The sequence below is a fragment of the Frigoribacterium sp. Leaf164 genome (assembly GCF_001423665.1).
GTDB lineage: Bacteria > Actinomycetota > Actinomycetes > Actinomycetales > Microbacteriaceae > Frigoribacterium > Frigoribacterium endophyticum.
Window position 1 is genome coordinate 1555008 of sequence record NZ_LMOX01000001.1, and the last position, 20252, is coordinate 1575259.

General features: G+C 75.8%; 20 protein-coding genes. 10 read left to right on the forward strand and 10 right to left on the reverse strand.

The genetic code is table 11. The features are described from left to right. Positions 1-13: 13 nt before the first annotated feature. Positions 14-1252, forward strand: coding sequence for a D-mannonate dehydratase ManD (gene manD, locus ASF82_RS07040; protein WP_056055157.1), 1239 nt, complete (start codon positions 14-16; stop codon positions 1250-1252). A gap of 22 nt (positions 1253-1274) precedes the next feature. Here the strand turns inward: manD and ASF82_RS07045 are convergent, their stop codons facing one another. The 7 genes from ASF82_RS07045 to ASF82_RS07075 form a co-directional block, all read right to left on the reverse strand. Next, complete coding sequence (locus ASF82_RS07045; RefSeq protein WP_056055159.1) at positions 1275-1757, reverse strand: VOC family protein; 483 nt, start codon at positions 1755-1757, stop codon at positions 1275-1277. 70 nt (positions 1758-1827) lie between these two features. Beyond that, on the reverse strand, positions 1828-3315 hold the full coding sequence (locus ASF82_RS07050) for an NCS2 family permease (protein WP_167259285.1): 1488 nt from the start codon (positions 3313-3315) through the stop codon (positions 1828-1830). A gap of 65 nt (positions 3316-3380) precedes the next feature. Beyond that, positions 3381-5036 (reverse strand): biotin carboxylase N-terminal domain-containing protein, encoded by a 1656-nt coding sequence (locus ASF82_RS07055; protein ID WP_056055162.1) that lies wholly within the window; start codon positions 5034-5036, stop codon positions 3381-3383. Next, positions 5033-6793 (reverse strand): carboxyltransferase domain-containing protein, encoded by a 1761-nt coding sequence (locus tag ASF82_RS07060; RefSeq protein WP_082514376.1) that lies wholly within the window; start codon positions 6791-6793, stop codon positions 5033-5035. Before ASF82_RS07060 ends, ASF82_RS07055 begins: the two co-directional genes overlap by 4 nt. Beyond that, positions 6790-7581, reverse strand: coding sequence for a LamB/YcsF family protein (locus ASF82_RS07065; RefSeq protein WP_056055165.1), 792 nt, complete (start codon positions 7579-7581; stop codon positions 6790-6792). The genes ASF82_RS07060 and ASF82_RS07065 overlap by 4 nt, the downstream gene beginning before the upstream one ends. Before the next feature lie 147 nt (positions 7582-7728). Continuing rightward, positions 7729-8166 carry a hypothetical protein gene (locus tag ASF82_RS07070; protein ID WP_056055969.1) on the reverse strand — a complete coding sequence of 146 codons (438 nt, stop codon included), beginning with the start codon at positions 8164-8166 and terminating at the stop codon, positions 7729-7731. A gap of 88 nt (positions 8167-8254) precedes the next feature. Further along, positions 8255-8656: a hypothetical protein gene (locus tag ASF82_RS07075; RefSeq protein ID WP_056055167.1), complete on the reverse strand. Its 402-nt coding sequence runs from the start codon at positions 8654-8656 to the stop codon at positions 8255-8257. Positions 8657-8743: 87 nt separating this feature from the next. Here ASF82_RS07075 and ASF82_RS07080 point away from each other — a divergent pair, with 87 nt between their 5' ends. The 4 genes from ASF82_RS07080 to ASF82_RS07095 all read left to right on the forward strand — a co-directional run bounded on the left by ASF82_RS07080 (position 8744) and on the right by ASF82_RS07095 (position 13287). Next, entirely contained in the window at positions 8744-9793 is a 1050-nt protein-coding gene (locus tag ASF82_RS07080; protein WP_056055173.1) for an LLM class flavin-dependent oxidoreductase, read from the forward strand. Positions 9794-9929: 136 nt separating this feature from the next. Continuing rightward, positions 9930-10961: an NADPH:quinone reductase gene (locus ASF82_RS07085; RefSeq protein WP_056055177.1), complete on the forward strand. Its 1032-nt coding sequence runs from the start codon at positions 9930-9932 to the stop codon at positions 10959-10961. A 99-nt stretch (positions 10962-11060) separates the two neighbouring features. Continuing rightward, positions 11061-12104 carry an MBL fold metallo-hydrolase gene (locus tag ASF82_RS07090; RefSeq protein ID WP_082514377.1) on the forward strand — a complete coding sequence of 348 codons (1044 nt, stop codon included), beginning with the start codon at positions 11061-11063 and terminating at the stop codon, positions 12102-12104. A 46-nt stretch (positions 12105-12150) separates the two neighbouring features. Further along, positions 12151-13287, forward strand: a complete 1137-nt coding sequence (locus ASF82_RS07095) for an ATP-dependent DNA ligase (protein ID WP_200931971.1) — start codon at positions 12151-12153, stop codon at positions 13285-13287. 59 nt (positions 13288-13346) lie between these two features. On the opposite strand, the gene ligD is transcribed toward ASF82_RS07095, so the two are convergent. After that, positions 13347-14384, reverse strand: coding sequence for a non-homologous end-joining DNA ligase (gene ligD / locus ASF82_RS07100; RefSeq protein WP_056055182.1), 1038 nt, complete (start codon positions 14382-14384; stop codon positions 13347-13349). A 162-nt stretch (positions 14385-14546) separates the two neighbouring features. Here ligD and ASF82_RS07105 point away from each other — a divergent pair, with 162 nt between their 5' ends. From ASF82_RS07105 to ASF82_RS07120, 4 genes are all read left to right on the forward strand, one after another. Continuing rightward, a complete protein-coding gene (locus tag ASF82_RS07105; RefSeq protein ID WP_056055185.1) occupies positions 14547-15770 on the forward strand; it encodes a glycosyltransferase in 1224 nt (407 codons plus the stop codon). A 116-nt stretch (positions 15771-15886) separates the two neighbouring features. After that, complete coding sequence (locus tag ASF82_RS07110; RefSeq protein ID WP_056055189.1) at positions 15887-16366, forward strand: heme-degrading domain-containing protein; 480 nt, start codon at positions 15887-15889, stop codon at positions 16364-16366. 40 nt (positions 16367-16406) lie between these two features. After that, positions 16407-16913, forward strand: coding sequence for a hypothetical protein (locus tag ASF82_RS07115; protein WP_056055192.1), 507 nt, complete (start codon positions 16407-16409; stop codon positions 16911-16913). Positions 16914-17149: 236 nt separating this feature from the next. Next, positions 17150-17749, forward strand: coding sequence for a hypothetical protein (locus ASF82_RS07120; protein WP_056055195.1), 600 nt, complete (start codon positions 17150-17152; stop codon positions 17747-17749). 66 nt (positions 17750-17815) lie between these two features. Here the strand turns inward: ASF82_RS07120 and ASF82_RS07125 are convergent, their stop codons facing one another. Then, entirely contained in the window at positions 17816-18325 is a 510-nt protein-coding gene (locus ASF82_RS07125) for a DUF427 domain-containing protein (RefSeq protein WP_056055197.1), read from the reverse strand. A 114-nt stretch (positions 18326-18439) separates the two neighbouring features. Here ASF82_RS07125 and ASF82_RS07130 point away from each other — a divergent pair, with 114 nt between their 5' ends. Further along, the gene (locus ASF82_RS07130) at positions 18440-19483 is read left to right on the forward strand and encodes an NAD(P)-dependent alcohol dehydrogenase (protein ID WP_056055201.1); all 1044 of its coding nucleotides are present in this window, start codon (positions 18440-18442) and stop codon (positions 19481-19483) included. A gap of 58 nt (positions 19484-19541) precedes the next feature. Here ASF82_RS07130 and ASF82_RS07135 read toward each other — a convergent pair whose 3' ends face one another. Continuing rightward, positions 19542-20246, reverse strand: coding sequence for an alpha/beta hydrolase (locus ASF82_RS07135; RefSeq protein ID WP_056055204.1), 705 nt, complete (start codon positions 20244-20246; stop codon positions 19542-19544). Positions 20247-20252 lie beyond the last annotated feature (6 nt).

Sequence of the window (20252 nt, forward strand, 5' to 3'; positions counted from 1 at the left end):
GGAGTCGCCCCGCATGAAGATCGACAAGGCCGAGGTGATCGTCACCAGCCCCGACCGCAACTTCGTGACCCTCAAGCTCACGACCGACGACGGGGTCACCGGCCTCGGCGACGCCACCCTCAACGGCCGCGAGCTCGCGGTCGTCGCCTACCTCTCCGAGCACGTCGTGCCGCTCCTCCTCGGCCGGGACGCCGCCCGCATCGAGGACACCTGGCAGTTCCTGTACCGGAGCGCCTACTGGCGGCGCGGCCCCGTCACGATGGCCGCGATCGCCGCCGTCGACGTCGCCCTCTGGGACATCAAGGCGAAGGTCGCCGGCATGCCGCTCTACCAGCTGCTCGGGGGCGCCTCCCGCACCGGCCTGCTGGCCTACGGCCACGCCTCCGGCAAGGACCTCCCCGAGCTGTTCGACAGCGTGCGCGAGCACCAGGAGCAGGGCTACCGCGCGATCCGCGTGCAGACCGGCGTGCCCGGGCTCACGTCGATCTACGGCATCGCCTCGAACGCCACCTTCGACGCCAACGCCGGGGTGCGCTACGACCACGAGCCGGCCCAGCGCGGCGCCCTGCCGAACGAGGAGGACTGGGACACCCGCTCGTACCTGCGCCACGTGCCCACCGTCTTCGAGGCCGTGCGCGCCGAGTTCGGGCCGGAGATCCCCCTCCTGCACGACGGCCACCACCGCATGACGCCGATCCAGGCCGCGTCGCTCGGCAAGAGCCTCGAGCCCTACGACCTCTTCTGGCTCGAGGACGTCACGCCCGCCGAGAACCCCGAGGCCCTGCGCCTCGTGCGGCAGCACACGACCACGCCGCTCGCGATCGGCGAGATCTTCAACACCGTCTGGGACTACCAGCAGATCATCCGCGAGCAGCTGATCGACTACGTGCGGAGCGCCGTCACCCACACCGGCGGCATCACGCACCTCAAGCGGGTGCTCGAGTACGCCGCGCAGTACCAGATCCGGTCGGGCATGCACGGCCCGACCGACATCTCGCCGGTGGGCATGGCGGCGGCGATGCACCTCGGGCTGTCGATCCACAACTTCGGGATCCAGGAGTACATGCAGCACGGCTCGCGGACGGACAGCGTCTTCCGGCAGTCGTTCACGTTCGAGGGCGGCATGCTGCACCCGGGCGAGCAGCCGGGGCTCGGCGTCGAGCTCGACGTCGACGAGGCCGGGAAGTACCCGTACGAGAAGGCGTACCTGCCCTACAACCGCCTGGCCGACGGCACCATCCACGACTGGTAGCCCCGGGGAGGCGCGGGTCGGGTCAGGTGCCCGCGTAGGCGGCTCGCAGGTCGTCGACCACGAGCCGGCCCATGCCCATCATGGCCGCCATGGCCCGGGCCGCCCCCTCCGGGTCCGGGCCGCCGAGGGTCTCGCCGAGGGCGCTCGGGACGATCTGCCAGGAGAAGCCCCAGCGGTCGGTGAGCCAGCCGCAGCGGCCCTCCTCGCCGCCGTCGGCGACGAGGGCGTCCCACAGGCGGTCGAGCTCGGGCTGGTCGGAGACCGGCACCGAGAACGACACGGCGTCGGAGGGGGCGTGCCCCGGCCCGCCGTTCAGCCCCTGGAAGCCCTGGCCGTCGAGCTCGAACTCGACCACGAGCGCCTGGCCGGCGAGGGCCGGGTCGGGGAAGTCGTCGGGGTACCGGGAGACGTCGGTGACACGGGAACCGGGGAAGAGCGAGACGTAGAACGTCGCGGCGGCCTCGGCCTCGCCGTCGAACCAGAGCACGGGGGTGATGCGGGGCACGGTGCGCCTCCTCGGTCAGGGGCGGCAGCGTCGTCGCCGCCGCGTGCCGCCCACGGTACCGCCGCCCCGCTCAGCCGACCAGGGCCTCGATCGGGCCGCGCACGAAGTAGACGAGGAACCCCAGCGACACGATCCAGAGCAGCGGGCTGATCTCGCGCGCCTTGCCGGAGGCGGCCCGGACGATCACCCAGCTGATGAAGCCGACGCCGATGCCGTTGGCGATCGAGTAGGTCAGCGGCATGGTGATGATGGTGAGGAAGACCGGCAGGGCGACGGAGAAGTCGGTCCAGTCGACGTCCTTGATCTGCGAGACCATGAGCGCGCCCACGATGACGAGCGCGGAGGCGGCCACCTCGAGCGGCACGACCTGCGTCAGCGGCGTGAAGAACATGGCGAGCACGAAGAGCAGGCCGGTGACGACCGAGGCCGCGCCGGTGCGGGCGCCCTCGCCGATGCCCGAGGCCGACTCGACGAAGACCGTGTTCGACGACGAGCTGGTGGCGCCGCCGGCGATCGCGCCGACGCCCTCGATGACGAGCGCGCTCTTCAGGCGGGGGAAGGTGCCGTCGGGTCGGGCGACGTCGGAGGCCTTGGCGAGGCCGGTCATCGTGCCCATCGCGTCGAAGAAGTTCGTGAAGACCAGCGTGAAGACCAGCATCACGGCCGAGAGGACGCCGATGCGGGCGAAGGCGCCGAAGCTGATGTCGCCGATGAGCGACAGGTCGGGCAGGGCCACGATCTGGGTCGGCATGACGGGGGCGTTGAGGTTCCAGTCGTCGAGGTTCTGCCCGTTCGACGTCGGCACCTGGAAGATCGCCTGCAGCACGATCGCGATGACCGTGGTGGCCACGATGCCGATGAAGATCGCCCCGCGCACGCGGCGGGCCATCAGCACGCCGATCACGACGAGCCCGATGACGAAGGTGATGGTCGGCAGCGTCGCGACGGAGCCGGCGGAGCCGAGCTGGAGGGGCGGCGACGCGGAGCCGCTGGTGCGGACGAAGCCGGAGTCGACGAGCCCGATGAACGCGATGAAGAGGCCGATCCCGACCGTGATCGCCGTCTTGAGCGCGGCGGGGACGGCGTTGAAGATCAGGCCGCGGAGGCCGGTGACGGCGAGGATCGTGATCACGAGGCCGTTGATGACGACGAGGCCCATCGCCTCGGGCCAGGTGACGTCCTGCACGACGGTGACCGCGAGGAACGAGTTGATGCCGAGGCCGGCCGCGAAGGCGAACGGGAGGCGCGCCACCGCCCCGAAGAGGATGGTCATGACGCCCGCGGTGAGGGCGGTGACGGCGCCCACCTGGGCGTTCTGCAGCCAGCCGCCCGCGACGTCCTGCGCGGCCTGGTCGGCGCTGAACCCGCCGAGGATCAGCGGGTTGAGGATGACGATGTACGCCATCGTCACGAAGGTGACGACGCCGCCGCGGATCTCGCGGGCCCAGCTGGAGCCGCGGGCCGTGACCTCGAACCAGGAGTCGAGGCGTCCGGCGACGCCGGAGCGGGGTGCCGGCGCGCCCGTGGGCGCGGACGACGACGAGACGGGAGAGGACATGGCGGCGGCTCCGGTGGTGCGGGGGACGGTGCGGGCACGCGCTCGGCTCTGGGCGCTCTCCCAGCTTACGGGGCCGTGACGTGTCCCCCGTCGTCGGGGCGGTCGACGGGGTCGTCCTCGCCGACGACGGCGGCGACCATCGCGGCCACGACCTCGACGTCGGCCAGCTCGGCGGGCAGCACGACGGGGACGCGGCGGCCCGCCACCTCGACCCAGGTGCGCAGGACGACGGGCGTGGCCCGCGCCTCCGGCGTCCGGACCGCGAGGCCGTCGAGCCAGGGGCACTCCGTCTCGATCCAGCGGGTGTGCACGGTCGGGGCCTCGTCGCCGGGCGGGGCGAAGGCGGGGTCGTCGAGGAGGCGTCGGTGGAAGGGCGCGGAGGTCGCGGGGCCGTCGACGACGAGGTCGTCGAGGGCGCGTCGGGAGCGGCGCAGCGCCTCGTCACGGTCGCGGCCCCAGACCGAGAGGGTCATCAGCAGCGAGTCGCGGCCGGGCGGGACGTCGTCGCCGGGGGCCACGCCGGCGTCGACGCGGACGCCCGGCCCGCCGGGGAACTCGAGACGGGCGACCGGGGCCGGAGCCGGCAGGAAGCCGCGGCCCGGGTCCTCCGCCGTGACGCGGAACGAGAGGGCGTGCCCGAGCACCGGCGGGGCCGCGGCGACCTCGAGGGGCCGCCCGTCGGCGAGCAGCAGCTGCTGCCGGACGAGGTCGACCCCGGTCGTCAGCTCGGTGACGGCGTGCTCGACGGACAGCGCCGTGCCGACCTCCAGGAAGGACACCTGGCCGACCTGCGAGACGAGGAACTCCACGGTGCCGGCGCCGCGGTACGAGACGGCCCCGCAGACGGCCGTGCTGACGTCGACGACGACGGCCAGCTGCTCGTCGGTGAGGAAGGGCGCCGGGGCCTCGGCGAGGAGCTTCTGGTGCCGGCGCTGCACCGAGCACTCGCGCGTGCCGACGACGACGACCCCGCCCTCGCCGTCACCGAGCACCTGGGCCTCGACGTGCCGGGGCCGGTCGAGGTACTGCTCGACGAAGCACTCCCCGCGGCCGAAGACGGCGACGGCCTCGCGCACCGCGCTGTCGTGCAGGTCGGCCACCTCGTCGAGGCGACGCGCGACGCGGAGCCCCAGGCCGCCTCCCCCGTTCGCCGCCTTGAGGGCGATCGGGAGCCCGTGGCGCTGGGCGAACGCGACGGCCTGGTCGGGCCGCCGGACCGGCCCGGAGGTGCCCACGACGAGCGGGGCGCCGACCGAGTCGGCGAGGGCGCGCGCGGCGATCTTGTCGCCGAGCACCTCCATCGTCGCGGGGTCCGGGCCGACCCAGGTGAGCCCGGCGGCGACGACGCGGCGCGCGAACTCGGCGCTCTCGGAGAGCGGGCCCGCGCCCGGGTGCACCGCGTCGGCGCCGCTGCGCACGGCGGCGTCGAGCATCGCCTGCATGTCGCGGTAGGCGTCGGGCCGGCCGACCGGGAACGCGCCGGCGGAGCCGCCGCCGGGCGAGCCGCCGCCGGGGCCGACGGCCGGGTCGGCGCCGAGGGCGTCGGCGGCGTTGATCGCGTCGGCGGGCTCGAGCGCCCAGGCCTCGTCGGCCGCGCGCACGTGCAGGGCGGCCGCGTCGTCGGCCGTGTAGACGGCGACCGAGGGCAGCTGGAGGTCGGCGCAGGCGCGGGCGATGCGCACGGCGACCTCGCCGCGCTCGGCGATGAGGAGCTTGATCACCGTTCCGTCCCCCGCTCGGCCGCGAGGCGCTCGTCGAGGTGGTCGTCCTGCCGGTCGCCGCGGCGGCCCCGCCCGAGGTCGGGCCCGGGCACCACCCGGAACCGCACGCGGGCGCCGATCGGCACCTGGGCGGCCCGGTCGAGCTGGTCGCCCACGACGCACGCGACGACCGGGTAGCCGCCCGTCACCGGGTGGTCGGCCATGAAGAGCACGGGGTGGCCGGAGGGCGGCACCTGCAGGGCCCCCGAGACGGTCGCCTCGCTCGGCAGCTCGGCGGGCAGCCCGTCGGCGACGAGGCGCTCGAGGGGCCGCTCGCCCTCGAGCCGGAGGCCGATGCGGTTCGACTGCGCGGTGACGGTGAAGCGCTGCTCGGTCAGCAGCTCGACGGCCTCGGGCGTGAACCAGTCGTCCCGCGGCCCGAGCACGACGTCGAGGAAGGTCACCTCGTCGGGCGCCGAGACCGTGCGCTGCACGTCGGGCGCCGCGGCGGCGACGCTCTCGGCCCAGGCTCGGCCCACCGCGAGCTCGTCGCCGGGGCGCACCCGCTGCGGGCCGAGCCCGGCGAGCACGTCGCCCGAGACGCTGTCGAGCACCGGCTCGGCCTCCCAGCCGCCGCGGACGGCGAGGTACGAGTAGACGCCCCGGGGAGGCGCCCCCACGGTGAGCACGTCGCCGTCGTCGAGCGCGAACGCGGCGCCCACCACGGCAGGGCGCGGGCCGGCGGGCCCGGTGACCGTGATCGGCACGGGAGCGCCCGCCACGGCGAGCACGAGGTCGCCGCGCGCCGTCGCCTCGAGGCCGCCGTAGGCCAGCTCGAGCGCGGCCGAGCCGGTGGCGGCGCCGACGAGGCGGTTCGCCTCGCGGAGCGCCCGGTGGTCCATCGCCCCGGAGCGGGAGACCCCGAGGCCGGATCGGCCGGGGCGGCCGAGGTCCTCGAGGATCGTGTGCGGGCCGGGGCGGTCGACGAGCAGGGCCCGGTCGGGACGGGGCGGCGGCGCGACCGGCGACGACGCGGCCCGGGTCGACGCGGAGCGCACCACGGCCCCGTCGGCCGGCGCCACGGCCGCGTCGGGCCGGTCGCCGGTGCTCGCTGTGACGTCGACGAAGCGCACCCGCATGCCCGGCTGCAGCAGCGCGGGCACCCGCTCGGCGAGGTCCCAGAGGGCGACCTCGGTGCGGCCCACGATCTGCCAGCCGCCCGGGCTCTCGCGCGGGTAGACGCCGCAGAACTCGCCCGCGAGGGCCACGGCGCCGGCGGGCACGTGGGTGCGGGGCACGGCCCGTCGCGGCACGGCGAGGGCGGGGTCACCGCCGGAGAGGTAGGCGAAGCCCGGCGCGAAGCCGGTGAAGGCGACGGTGTGGACGGCGCCGGTGTGGCGGCGGACGACCTCCTCGACCGTCAGCCCGCTGAGCTCGGCGACCTCCGCGAGGTCGTCGCCGTCGTAGTGCACCGGGATCTCGACGAGGCGCCCCTCGGTCGCGGCGTCGCGCGAGCTCGGCAGCGACCGGATCACCGAGAGCAGGGAGGTGACCGGCAGCAGCGCGGGCAGGAAGCGGACGGCGACGGTGCGCGGCGCGGGCACGACGTCGAGGATCCCCGCCACGGGCTGCGCGAGGAGCGCGCCGAAGAGGGCCAGCGACTCGTCGAGGTCGGCGGTCTCGATGAGGACCCCGTCCGTGCCGAGGGGCAGGATGCGCGGCTCCCGCGGGAGGCCGCCGTGCCGGTCGGCGGAGCCGGAGCGGTCGTCGCCGCTCACGCCGACGCCCCCGGGACGGTGACGAAGGAGTGCAGGGCGACCCCCGCCTCCTCGAGGCCGGTGCGCACGGCACGCGCGACCTCGACCGCGTCGGGCGAGTCGCCGTGCACGCAGACCGTGCGCGCGTCGACCTCGACCTCCTGGCCGTCGACGGAGGTGACCCGCCCCGTCTCGACGAGCTGGAGGACGCGGTCGCGGATCTCGGCGGGGTCGTGCAGCACCGCCCCGGGCTCGCGACGGGGCACGAGCTCGCCCGACGCCGTGTAGGCGCGGTCGGCGAAGGCCTCGGGCACGGTGACGAGTCCCGCGGCGGAGGCGCGGCGGAGGAAGGCCGACCCGGCCAGCCCCACGACGGCGAGCGCCGGGTCGACCCGCAGCACGGCCTCGACGACCGCGTCGGCGTGGGCGGCTCCGCGGTCGTCGTCGCGGGCGATGGTCGTGTAGAGCGCCCCGTGCGGCTTGACGTACCGCACGGCCGTGCCGGCGGCCCGGGCGAGGCCGTCGAGGGCGCCCACCTGGTAGGCGACGTCGCCCACGAGCTCCGCGGGCGAGGCGTCGAGGTAGCGGCGCCCGAAGCCGGCGAGGTCGCGGTACGACACGTGCGCGCCGACGACGACACCGCGCCGGTGCGCCTGCCCCACGACGCGGAGGAGCGACTCGGGGTCGCCGGCGTGGAAGCCGCAGGCGACGTTCGCGCTCGTGACGACGTCGAGCAGGGCCTCGTCGTCGCCCAGGGTCCACCGGCCGAAGCCCTCGCCGAGGTCGGCGTTGAGGTCGATGGTCGTCATGGTGGGGCCTTCCGTGCGGCGGGGCCGTCGGTGGGGGGCGGGGTGGGCGGCGTGCGGTTCCTAGCGCCGGGCGGCCGGGCGGTGGTCAGCCCGGTCGGTCGGCGTCCACCGTACCGGCAGGTACGGTCGCGCCCGGTGGGAGCGCGTTCAGCCGGCCCGCCGCACGAGCAGGGCCCGCGTCACGAGCGGCACCTGGAGCGGCAGGCGCACGAGGGTCACGACGCGGCGCACGCGGGAGGCGCGGGCGCTTTGCAGGGACCGCGTCGCCATCGACACGTTGGCCGGGAACACGGCGACGAACAGGGCCGCGGCGAGCGCGCCCCCGACGCGGCGGGTGGGGCGGGAGGCGAGCGCGGCCGCGACGACGATCTCGGCGACCCCGGAGGAGACGGTCCAGAAGCGGGCGGGGCCGGGCATGCTGCGCGGCACGACGGCGTCGTAGGTCGCGGGTGCGACGAGGTGGAGGACGCCGCTGCCGCCGAGGGCCGCGGCGAGGAGGCGGGCGGTGCGGGCGGCGGAGGCGTGCTCGGTGCGGGCGGCGGCGGTGCGGCCGGGGCGACCGGGGCGGGGGCGTCGGGGGCTCATGCGGTCCATCTTCCTCGCCCGCGACTCCTCGGTGCCTGCCCCGTGCCCGCCCGTGCCTGCTCCGCGCCGGCCCGTGACCGGGGCGTGCTCAGACGGCGGGGGTGCGGCCCGAGCCGCCGAAGCGGATCGAGACGTCGAGGCGCCAGGCCTTCGGCTCGCCCGTGACGTGGGTCGTGCCGACGAAGCGCAGCCGGTCGCCCGCCCCGAGGCTCAGCACGCCGTGGACGTCCTCCCGGCCCTCGAGCCAGAAGGCGATGTCGTGCTCGTCGAGCAGGTCGTCGTCGACGGTCGCGCCGAAGGTGGCCCCGTCGAACTTCAGGGGCACGTCGCGGAAGTGCAGGCGGGGCGGGGCGTCCGACCAGTCGACGTCGGCCGGCAGGCGCTCGGCGACCACGGTGGCGTCGACCACCCCGTCGCTGCCGAGCGTCACGGACGAGGCGCGCAGGTCGATGCCGAGGTCGTCGCCGTCGACACGGAATCGGTTCTCCACCCCGCCCACGCTAGCGGCGCGGCCCCGTCTCGTCACCTGTGCCGTCATGACGGAATGGGGGCGGGGCCCGCGGGGTTGGCGCTGAGCATGGAGAAGAGCATCGGGTTCCTGTCGTTCGGGCACTACCAGGACGTCCCCGGGTCGAGGACCCCGACCGCCCGGGAGGCGCTGGTCCAGTCGATCGAGCTGGCGGTCGCCGCCGAGGAGATCGGCATCGACCAGGCGTCGGTGCGCGTGCACCACTTCGCGAAGCAGCTGGCCAGCCCGTTCCCGCTGCTGGCCGCCATGGCGACGCGGACGAGCCGCATCGAGCTCGGCACCGGCATCATCGACATGCGCTACGAGAACCCGCTCTCGATGGCCGAGCAGGCCGCGGCCGCGGACCTGATCAGCGCGGGTCGCCTCCAGCTCGGCGTGAGCCGGGGGTCGCCCGAGACCTCGCTGCGCGGCTACGAGGCGTTCGGCCACGTGCCCGCCGACGGCGAGACCGACGCGGACATGGCGCGTCGCCACACCGCGCTGTTCCGCTCCGCGATCGCGGGCGACGCGGTCGCGACGAGCGACCCCCGCATGACGGGCTGGTCGAGCCCGCTCGCGATCGAGCCGCTCTCCCCCGGGCTCGGCGAGCGCATCTGGTGGGGCTCCGGCACCCGCGCGACGGCGACGTGGACGGCCGAGCAGGGCATGAACCTGATGAGCAGCACCCTCCTGACGGAGGACACCGGCGTGCCGTTCGACGAGCTGCAGGCGGAGCAGATCGCGCTCTACCGCGAGGCGTGGGCCGCCGCCGGGCACGCCCGTGAGCCGCGCGTCTCGGTGAGCCGCAGCGTCATCCCGATCACCACCGACGAGGACGTCCGGTACTTCGGCGTCCGGGCCCAGCAGGACTCGCGCGACCAGGTCGGCCTGCTCGACGGGGTGCAGTCGCACTTCGGCAAGAGCTACGTCGGCGAGCCCGACGTGATCGCCGCGCAGCTCGCCGGCGACGCGGCCGTCCGGGCGGCCGACACCGTGCTGCTCACCGTGCCGAACCAACTCGGGGTCGACTACAACGCCCGGCTGCTGCGCACGGTGGCCGACCACGTGGCGCCCGCGTTCGGCTGGGCGCCGGCGCACGCGGCGACGCGCCCGCGCTGACCGCCGCGCGTCGAGGTGACTCGTCCTGCGTCCTCACCGGCGCAGGGGCCCCGGGACGGGTCACCTCGACGGGGACGACGACGTCGGAGGCGCGTGGCTGGGAACAGCGCCGGGCCCGGGGTCGTTGACTGGCCCCATGAAGTCGATCATCTACACCGAGACCGGTCCCGCCTCCGACGTGCTGCACCTCGTCGACCGCGACGTGCCCGAGCCCGCCGCCGGCGAGGTGCGCGTGCGCGTCGTCGTGTCGGGCGTCAACCCCACCGACTGGAAGTCGCGCCAGGGCTCCGGCCCCGGCGAGGCCACGCCGTACCCCGAGGTCACCCCGGACCAGGACGGCGCGGGCGTCGTCGACGCCGTGGGCGAGGGCGTCACCGACCTCGCCGTCGGCGACCGGGTCTGGTCGTTCATCTCCGCGAACGGCCACGCGACCGGCACTGCGCAGCAGTACACCGTCCTCCCCCGCGAGCGCGTCGTCCCCCTCCCCGACGGGGCCTCGTTCGACCTCGGCGCGAGCCTCGGGGTCCCCGCCATGACGGCGCACCGCGCGCTCACCGTCCACGAGGACGGCCCCAGGCGCCTGTCGCCCGGCGCGCTCGACGGCGTCACCGTCCTGGTCTCGGGAGGCGCGGGCGCGGTCGGCCACGCCGCGATCCAGCTGGCCGCCTGGGCCGGAGCCACGGTGATCACCACGATCTCGAGCGACGAGAAGGCGGCCCTCGCCCGCGCCGCCGGAGCCCACCACGTCGTGAACTACAGGGAGCAAGACGCGGCCGCCGAGATCCGCCGCCTCGCCCCGGACGGCGTGCAGGTGGTCGTCGAGGTGTCGATCCGGCAGAACGCGGAGCTGGTGGCCGCGGTCGTCGCGCCCCGCGCCTCCGTCGCGATCTACGCGAACGACGGCGGCGACGAGGTCTCGCTGCCGCTCCGCGCCAACATGGGCACCAACACCCGCTACCAGTTCGTGCTGCTGTACACGGTCGGCGAGGACGCCCTCCAGGCCGCCGCCGAGGACGTCACGGCCGCCGTGCGCGACGGGGCGCTGCCCGTCGGCGAGGAGGCCGGGCTGCCGCTCCACCGGTTCCCGCTCGAGCGGACCGCCGCCGCGCACGAAGCCGTCGAGGCCGGCGTGACCGGCAAGGTGCTGGTCGACGTCGCCCCCGAATGAGCTGACGCACGGCGAGGCGCCCCGTCCTGGGCCCGGGGCAGCCCCGGCGGCCCAGGACGGGTCACCTCGGGGGTGCGGCGCCAGCGTTAGGCTCGCCGGGTGCCCGCTCCCGCCCCGATCAGCCCCGTGCAGGCCGAGGCGCTGCGCCCCCGCACGCTCCCTCCCCTCGAGGAGGTGCGGCACGGCGTCTGGTCGCTGTCGTCGACCGTGGGCGACCGCGTCGAGGGCCACTCGTTCAGCTACCTCGTCGAGGGCTCCGACGGCTCCCTCGCGCTGATCGACCCGGGCTGGGCCGGGCCCGACGCCGTCCCCCGGCTCGAGGCGGCGCTGCGGTCGGTCGACCACGAGCTCTCCGACCTGACGCTCGTCGTGGTCACCCACCTGCACCTCGACCACCTGGGGGCCGCTGACGACGTGCGCCGCGCCTCCGGGGCCCGCGTCGCGATGCACGCCCTCGAGGCCGCCGCCCTCGACCGGCGCGCCGCCGACGGGGCCGCCGCCGATGCCGACGTCGCCCGCTGGGGCGCCCCCCGGGAGCTGACGGAGGCGCTGGTCGCCTCCTGGGGGTCCGGTCGCGCCCTGCCCGCGGTCACCCCCGACCTGCTGCTCGCCGACGGCGACGAGCTGCCGGTCGCGGGCCGCCGCCTGCGGGCCGTGCACACGCCGGGCCACACCGCCGGCCACCTGTGCGTCGTGGAGCCCGAGCAGCGCCTCGTCTTCACCGGCGACCACGTGCTGCCGACGATCAACCCCGGCATCGGCCTCGGCGGCCGCACCGCGTCGAACCCCCTCGACGACCACCTCGCCTCGCTGCGGGCGATGGTCACCCTCGACCGGCCCGGAGCGGACGCCCTCGAGGTCTGCCCCGGCCACGAGTACCGGTTCGTCGGCCTGGCCGAGCGGGCGGAGGCGCTGGTCGCGCACCGCGCCGACCGCACCCTCGACGCGGTGACCGCGCTCGACGCCCTGCACGCCGGGGGCGCGGGCGCGGCCTCCCCCACGGTCTTCGAGGTCGCCGAGCACATGACCGGCTGGCGCGGCGGCCTCCGGTCGATGACGGGGTTCGTGCTCGCCTCCGCGCTCGTGCAGACGGAGTGGCACCTCCGGTCGGCCGGACGCGGCGACGAGCTCGCGACGGGCTGAGGACGCCTCCCGGGCCGGAGTCGACGACCCGGGCCAGACTCGGCGCATGACCACCGACTCCCCCGCTCGCGACGCCGACGCCGGCACCGGCACCGGCACCGGCTCTGACGCCCGCGCCGCCGCCGCCGTGCCGTCGATCACCGACCCCGTCGCCCCGATGCTCGCGAAGGCCGTCGCGACCATGCCCGACGCCGACAGCGTCGAGGGCGGCCTGTCGTACGAGCCGAAGTGGGACGGCTTCCGCGGCCTCGTCTACTTCGACGGCGAGACGGTCGAGCTCGGCAGCCGCGGCTCGAAGCCGCTCACCCGGTACTTCCCCGAGCTCGTGGCCGCGCTCGCCGAGGGGCTGCCCGGCCCGTGCGTGCTCGACGGCGAGATCGTGCTGCGGCAGGGCGAGCCCGGCGACGAGCGGCTCGACTGGGACGCCCTCTCGCAGCGCATCCACCCCGCGGCCTCGCGCATCGCGACGCTCTCGGTCTCGACGCCGGCCTCGTTCGTCGTGTTCGACCTGCTCGCCGAGGGCGACGAGAGCATCTCGGAGCGCCCCTTCGGCGAGCGCCGGGCCGCGCTCGAGCGCCTCCTCGCCGACGCCGCTGCCCCGCTGCACCTGAGCCGCACGACCACCGACGCCGAGGTCGCTCGCCGTTGGCTGATGGAGTTCGAGGGCGCCGGGCTCGACGGCGTCGTCGCCAAGCCCCTAGCGAGCCCCTACCGGCCGGGAAAGCGCACGATGCTGAAGGTCAAGCACCACCGCACCGCCGACGTCGTCGTGCTCGGCTACCGGGTGCACAAGAGCGGGCAGGGCGTGGGGTCGCTGCTGCTCGGGCTGCACGACGCCGACGGCGAGCTCCGGAACGTGGGAGGCGCCTCCGCGTTCTCGGACGCCCGTCGCCTCGAGCTCGTCGACGAGCTGGCCGACCTCGTCGTGCACGACGACGACGGCGGGGTCGCTCACGCCGAGACCGACCGCAGCCGATTCTCGTCGGGGAAGGACGTCTCGTACGTCCCGCTCCGCCCCGAGCGGGTGGTCGAGGTGCGCTACGACCAGATGGAGGGGCAGCGGTTCCGCCACACGGTGCAGGTGGCCCGGTGGCGGGCCGACCGCGAGGCGCGCTCGTGCGGGTTCGACCAGCTGGAGGTGCCGACGGCGTACGACCTGGGCGAGGTGCTCGTCCGGGCCTGACGGGTCGGCGAGGCGCCTGCGGGGGCCGACCCGCGACTCCTGCCGTCCTGCTCTCGGGCCTACTCGACCGGCGCGACCTGGTCGCCCTGCGGCGCCGCTTTCGCCCGGCTGGGCTGCACGCGGGGCGGCTCGCCCGGCATCTTCGGGAAGTCGGGCGGGAAGGGCAGCTCGCCGAGGCCCGCCTCGACGTCGCGCTCCCACCAGCTGAGCAGCGCGTCGATCGTGCCGGGCTCGTCGTGCATGTGCTCCCACGGATCGCCCGTCGCGGCGAGGCGGCCCGGCACGGTGAGCACGGTGTGCACCGCCGGGTCGGTCGCGTCGAGCTCGCTCCACTCGAGCGGGGTCGAGACGGAGGCGCGGGCCAGCGCCCGGGGAGACCAGGCACCCGCCATGGTGCGGTCGCGGTTCGCCTGGTTGTAGTCGACGAAGACGCGGCGGCCCCGCTCCTCCTTCCACCAGTTCGTGGTCACGGCGTCGGGCATGCGGCGCTCGAGCTCGCGCGCCGCGGCGATCACCGCGTGCCGCACGTCGAGGAACTCCCGGGTCGGCTCGATCGGCGCGAAGACGTGCAGGCCGCGGTTGCCGCTCGTCTTGACGAACGCGGTCAGCCCGGCGTCGGCCAGCACGCGCCGGAGCTCGTGCGCCGCGGGCACCGCGTCGGAGAAGTCGGTGCCGGGCTGGGGGTCGAGGTCGACCCGGAGCTGGTCGGGCAGGTCGCTCGCCCCGGCCCGCGAGGCCCAGGGGTGGAAGACGACCGCGTTCATCTGCGCCGCCCAGACGGCCCCGGCCGGCTCGTCGATGACGAGCTGGGGGTGCGAGCGGGCGCTCGGGTAGGTCACGACGACGCTGCGCACGTGGTCGGGAGCGCCGCGGGGCGGGTTCTTCGAGAAGTAGTCGTCGCCGTCGACGCCGCCGGGGAACCTCTGCAGCGAGATCGGGCGGTCGCCGTTCGCGCGGACGAAGGCGTCGCCCACCTCGACGAGGTAGCGCGCGAGGTCGAGCTTCGTCACGCCGAGGTCGGGCCAGAGCACCCGGCCCGGGCTCGAGATCCGGACCTCACGGTCGCCCACCTGCAGCATCGTCGCCTCGCTCGCCATGCCTCACCCTAGCTCCGGGGCCCGGGGCGGGGCCGGGCGGGGCGGGCTCGGCTGGGCCGGGCGAGCGGGGCCGGGCGAGCGGGGCGGGGCGAGCGGGCAGGCAGGGCCCGGCGGGGGCGAGCGGCGCGGGGGCGCCCGCCGCGGGGCGGGTACGCTCGGGCGGTGACCTCCCCCCTCCGCATCGCGCTCGTCTCGCTGCACACCTCCCCCGGTGCCGAGCCCGGCTCGGGCGACGTGGGCGGCATGAACGTCGTCGTCCGCAACCAGGCCGAGGCCCTCGGCGCAGCCGGGCACCGGGTCGAGATCCTCACCCGGCGCTCGTCGCCCGACGGGCCTGACACCGTCGAGCTCTCGCCCGGGGTCACGCTGCGCGTCCTGACCGCCGGCCCGGCCGAGCCCGTCACGAAGGGCCGCCACGAGGAGTTCGTCGACGAGTTCCGCGAGCGCCTGGCCGAGCAGGGCCCCTGGGACGTCATCCACTCGCACCACTGGTTCAGCGGCGTCGCCGCGCTGCCGGTCGCGCGCGAGCGCGGCGTGCCGCACGTGCAGAGCTTCCACTCGATCGCCGCGGGCGACGAGACGCCCCTCTCCGACGGCGAGCGTGCCGAGTCGCCCGGCCGCCTCGCCGGCGAGGCCCTGCTCGCGCGGGAGAGCGACGCGGTCGTTGCAATCAGCCGCGCGGAGGCCGAGACGGTCGCCACGCGGCTCGGCGGCGACCCGGCCCGGCTCTGGGTCGTGTTGCCCGGCGTCGACGCCGAGCTCTTCCGGCCGGCGACGCCGGGCGAGCCCCGCTCCGACCGGCCCTACGTCGTGGTCGCCGGTCGGCTCGAGCCGCTGAAGGCGCCCGACCTCGCCGTGGCCGCGGTCGCGGCCGTCCCCGCCGACCTGCGCCCCGAGCTCGTGATCGCCGGCGGAGCCAGCACCGAGCACGCCGGCTACGAGCACGAGCTGGAGGACCTCGCCGCCCGCCTCGACCTCGACGTGCGCTTCCTGGGGCCGCGGACGCGAGCGGGCCTCGCCGCCCTGCTCCGCGACTCCCGCCTGGTGCTCGTGCCCTCGCACTCCGAGACGTACGGGCTGATCGCCCTCGAGGCCGCCGCGAGCGGCGTCCCGGTCGTCGCCGCCGCGTCGGGGGGCCTGCGCGAGTCGGTCGTCGACGGCGTCACCGGCGTCGTGCTCGACAGCCGCGACCCGGCCCGCTGGGGCGAGACGCTGACCCGCCTGCTCGGCGACGACGCGACCTGGCAGCGCCTCGCGACCGCCGCCCGGGAGCGCGCCCTCCAGCACCCGTGGTCTCTCTCCGCCGCCGAGCTGGCCGACGTGTACTGCCGCCTCACCGGCAGCGACGACTGCACCGAGCTCGTGGCCGCGGGCGGGCGGCGCTGACCTCGCCGCACCGCGCCGACGCCCAGCCGGACGGCGCTCAGGCCGCCCTCCGGCCCGCGGCCCTAGGCTCGGGGCGGGCGACGACGCCCGCACCACCCGACTCCCCGGAGGCACCCATGACCGACGACACGCTGCTGCGCACCCTCGAGGAGCAGGAGGAGCGCCTGACGTTCCGCCGCTTCACGACCGAGACCGCCCTCGACCTCGGCGCCCACGTGCTCGCCGAGGCCCGCCGCCGTCAGCTGCCCGTGGCGATCGCGGTGATGAAGGGCCGGCAGCGCGTCTTCCACGCCGCCCTGCCCGGCACCTCGCGCGACAACGACGAGTGGCTCGACCGCAAGGCCCGCGTCGTCGAGCGCTGGGGCCAGAGCTCGTACCGCGTCGGCGAGACCTTCCGCGTCGCCGGCTCGACCTTCGACGAGAAGTCGCGGCTCGACCCGGGCGTCTACGCCGCCCACGGCGGGGTGTTCCCCGTCATCGTGCGCGGCGTCGGCCCGGTCGGCTCGGTCGGGGTCTCGGGCCTGCCCCAGGCCGACGACCACGCCCTCGTCGTCGAGCTCGTCGAGGACTTCCTCGCCCACGGCTACGACAGCTGACCCGACCGACGACGGCACGACACCGACCGAGGGAGGCGCGGTGAGCGACGACGAGGCCACGCGCGCGGCCGTGGCCCTGGCCGGGCTGCTCGACCGCACGGTCGCCGAGCTGGCGGCCCGCGACGCCCGCCAGGAATCGCTCGCGACCGTGAAGGCGTCACGACGCCTGCTGCTCGTGCACACGTCGGCGTCGCTGCTGCCCGCGGGCCGGGCCTGGCGCCTCGGGGTGCTGCTGCTCGGCCCCGAGGGGCAGGTCTGGGCGACCGGCACCATCACCCGCGCCACCGAGCCCAAGCGCGAGCAGCACCTGTCGGCCTCGGTCGAGGAGCGGCGCGACGCCCGACGGGCCGCGTCGCGGAAGTTCGCCGAGGGCGAGGTCGTCAACTACGGCCACGTGCCGGTGCGGACCGACGCCGAGGCCCTGCGCTCGGGCGCGGCCGAGCCCCTCGTGCTCGTCGGCGACGCCGTGCACGTGCGCTGGGGCCGCGGCCCGGGCGAGCTGCGCGAGCTCGGCGCGTACCTCGCCGACCGGGCCGACCTCCTCTGAGCCGCGGTCGCCCGCGCCCGCCCTGCCCCGCGCGTCCGCCGCCCTGCCGCTCGGGCACCACGTCTTCGCAGGCGAACCACGCCGCGGCGTGGTTCCGGTGCGAGGACGTGGTTCCGCACGAGACGGAGCGACGGGCTCAGCCCGTGGGCTGACCCGCGCCCGGCGCTGCCGCGGTCTGCCAGCTGCCTCGCCTAGCATCGGGGGCGACCCTGGCCCGACCCCCTGGAGGACGCACCGTGCGCCGTCTGCTCATCGCCGCCTCCGTCGTGTTCTGCCTCGGGGCCGTCGGGCTCGTCGTCGCGGTCGCGATGGTCGTGTCGTCGCTGAGCGCACCCCGTGACGAGCCGACCGCCGCCGCGGTCACGAGCCAGCCCACCTGCCCCGACGTGCCGCCCGTGCAGATCGGAACGATCTCGGTGCCCGCCGGCCCCGTCGCCGGCTACTGCCAGGACCGCCTCGTCAACGCCGCCTGGATCATGGAGGCCGCCAAGGCGCAGGGCATCGGCACCCACACGCAGGCCATCGGCGTGATGACGGCGATGGGCGAGTCGAGCCTCCGCAACATCGACCACGGCGACGACGTCGGCCCCGACAGCCGTGGGCTCTTCCAGCAGCGCGACAACGGCCTCTGGGGCACCTACGAGCAGCGGATGGACCCGTACACGGCCGCCACGATGTTCTTCACCAAGCTCGTGCGCATCCCCGGCTGGAAGGAGCTCTCGCCCACCGAGGCCGCCCACGCCGTGCAGGTCAACGCCGACCCCGACCACTACACGCGGTGGTTCGCCGACGCCGAGGTGGTCGTGGCCGAGCTGACGGCGCGCACGACGCCGTAGCCGCCGGACGCGGCGACCCGCACGGGGCCGCCGGCGCCGCCGGGGCCGCCGGGGTCGCCGGCGTCGCTACCAGCCCATCGTGCCGGGCGCGCCCTTGAACGGGCCGACGACCGACGCCGTGATCCAGCCGCCGTAGAAGTCGCCCTCCTGGGCCTGGACGACCTCGCCGTCGATCTCGCACGAGTCCATCCGCCCCGGGTAGAGCGCGACGTGGTCGACGAGCACCTCGTAGCCCGCCCACGGGCTCGGGTACGTCCAGCCCGCCGAGGAGGCGCGGGCCCCGCCGCCGACCACGTCGACGTACTTCGCGCGGCCCTTGTACTCGCACATGCTCGTGCCGGAGGCCGGCTGCAGGGCCCCCTCCGTGAAGGCCGTGCGCGGCAGGTACCAGACCGGCGGGTGGCTCGTCTCGAGCACCCGATACGCCGCGGTCGTGTCGGCGACGACCTGGCCGCCGAGGCGGACGACCACCCGCTCGGAGCGGGCCTCGACCCGCGGGGGCCGGGGGTAGTCCCAGACGGACTCCTGGCCCGGGCCGGGCTCCTGACGGCGGACGGGCTCGCGCTTCGCTCTCATGCCGCCATCATGCTCGCGGCGGCTCGGAGGCCGCTGCCCGGGCACCTGAGCTTGGGCTGCAGGTGTCGCACATCGGGCGGACCACCTGGTTCGGTCAGGTCTACCGTGCACCCCATGAAGGCACTCCAGTACACCCAGGTCGGACAGCACCCCGTCGTCGTCGAGGTCGAGAAGCCCTCGCCGGGGCCGGGGCAGGTGCTGCTCCGCGTCACCGCCGCCGGCGTCTGCCACAGCGACGAGTACGTCATGAGCCTCTCCGAGGAGGACTACACGGCGCAGGGCTACCCCCTGCCGCTCACGCTCGGGCACGAGGGCGTCGGCGTCGTCGAGGAGCTCGGCGAGGGAGTCGAGCACGTCTCGGTCGGCGACGCGGTCGCCGTCTACGGGCCGTGGGGCTGCGGGCGCTGCCACCAGTGCGCGCAGGGCAAGGAGAACTACTGCGTCAACGCCGCCGCCGAGGGCATCAAGCCCCCCGGGCTCGGCGCCCCCGGCTCGATGGCCGAGTACATGATCGTCGACGACCCGCGCCACCTCGTGCCGCTCGGCGACCTCGACCCGGTCGAGAACGTCTCCCTCACCGACGCCGGCCTGACCCCGTACCACGCGATCAAGGCGTCGCTGCCGAAGCTCGGGGCCGGCACCTTCGCCGTCGTCATCGGCACGGGCGGCCTCGGGCACGTCGGCATCCAGATCCTCAAGGCGCTCTCGGGCGCGCAGGTCATCGCCCTCGACGTCAACGACGAGAAGCTCGAGCTGGCGACGCACGTCGGCGCCGACCACGTCGTGATCAGCGACGAGCACGCCGCGGAGGCCGTCCGCGCCCTCACCGGCGGCGTCGGCGCGAACGCGGTGTTCGACTTCGTCGGCGCGCGCCCCACGATGGCCACGGCGGTCGCGGTGGCGGCGACGGAGGCGGACGTCACGATCGTCGGCATCGGCGGCGGCACGGTCGAGCTCGGCTTCGGCTCGATCGCGTACGACGCGGCCGTGCGGGTGCCCTACTGGGGCAGCCGCAGCGAGCTGATCGAGGTGCTCGACCTCGCGCGCGCCGGTCGGGTGAGCGTCGAGACGCAGCGCTACTCGCTCGACGACGCCCCGTCGGCCTACGAGGCGCTCGCGGCCGGCACGGTGCGCGGCCGGGCCGTCATCGTCCCGTAGGGGCGGGCAGGTCGGGGTCGGGCTGGCTGGGCGGGCCGAGCTCGACGGGCCGGTGCGGTCAGCCGGCCCGGCTCGGCCGACCGAGCTGGTCGTCGAGCCACTCGGCGCAGTCGCGGGTCCACGCCGCGGCCGGCCCGGCGCCCTCGGCGAGCCCGAGCCCGTGCCGCCCCGACGCGTAGACGTGCAGGGCGTGCGGCACTCCGGCCTCGGCGAGGGCCGCCCCCATCAGGTACGCGTGCTCGACGGGCACCGTCTCGTCGTCGGCCGTGTGCCAGACGAAGGTCGGCGGGGAGTCGCGGGTCACCAGGGCGTCGAGCGACGTCGCGGCCCGGAGGTCGTCAGCGGCGTCGAGGCCGATCAGCGCCGCGCGCGAGCCGCCGTGGGTGGGCGTGCGCATGGAGACGACCGGGTAGGCGAGCACGACCAGGTCGACCCGCGCCTCCCCCGTGGCTCCGGGAGCGAGGGCGGCGAGCCCCGCGGCGTGGCCGCCGGCGGAGAAGCCGAGCAGACCGACGCGCTCGTGGCCCGCCCCCCGGGCGGCCCGGACGGCCTCACGCACGTGCAAGAGGGGGCCGGGGTGCCGCGTGTCGAGCGGGTACCGGACGACCTCCGCGCTGTGCCCGAGAGACCGCAGCCACTCGGCCACCGGCTCGCCCTCGTGGTCGGCGAGGTGCTGGTAGCCCCCGCCGGGCAGGACGAGGACGTGCAGCGGGCGGGCGGTCGGCTCGGGGCTCCGGGCGTCGGCCGGGCGGTGGTCGGTCACGGGCAG

What these genes read in the sequence shown, in the direction of transcription:
- manD (WP_056055157.1), top strand. Translation starts at nt 14, where the DNA reads ATGAAGATCGACAAGGCCGAGGTGATCGTCACCAGCCCCGACCGCAAC.
- ASF82_RS07050 (WP_167259285.1), bottom strand. Translation starts at nt 3,315, where the DNA reads ATGTCCTCTCCCGTCTCGTCGTCGTCCGCGCCCACGGGCGCGCCGGCA.
- ASF82_RS07065 (WP_056055165.1), bottom strand. Translation starts at nt 7,581, where the DNA reads ATGACGACCATCGACCTCAACGCCGACCTCGGCGAGGGCTTCGGCCGG.
- ASF82_RS07070 (WP_056055969.1), bottom strand. Translation starts at nt 8,166, where the DNA reads ATGAGCCCCCGACGCCCCCGCCCCGGTCGCCCCGGCCGCACCGCCGCC.
- ASF82_RS07080 (WP_056055173.1), top strand. Translation starts at nt 8,744, where the DNA reads ATGGAGAAGAGCATCGGGTTCCTGTCGTTCGGGCACTACCAGGACGTC.
- ASF82_RS07085 (WP_056055177.1), top strand. Translation starts at nt 9,930, where the DNA reads ATGAAGTCGATCATCTACACCGAGACCGGTCCCGCCTCCGACGTGCTG.
- ASF82_RS07095 (WP_200931971.1), top strand. Translation starts at nt 12,151, where the DNA reads ATGACCACCGACTCCCCCGCTCGCGACGCCGACGCCGGCACCGGCACC.
- ligD (WP_056055182.1), bottom strand. Translation starts at nt 14,384, where the DNA reads ATGGCGAGCGAGGCGACGATGCTGCAGGTGGGCGACCGTGAGGTCCGG.
- ASF82_RS07110 (WP_056055189.1), top strand. Translation starts at nt 15,887, where the DNA reads ATGACCGACGACACGCTGCTGCGCACCCTCGAGGAGCAGGAGGAGCGC.
- ASF82_RS07125 (WP_056055197.1), bottom strand. Translation starts at nt 18,325, where the DNA reads ATGAGAGCGAAGCGCGAGCCCGTCCGCCGTCAGGAGCCCGGCCCGGGC.
- ASF82_RS07130 (WP_056055201.1), top strand. Translation starts at nt 18,440, where the DNA reads ATGAAGGCACTCCAGTACACCCAGGTCGGACAGCACCCCGTCGTCGTC.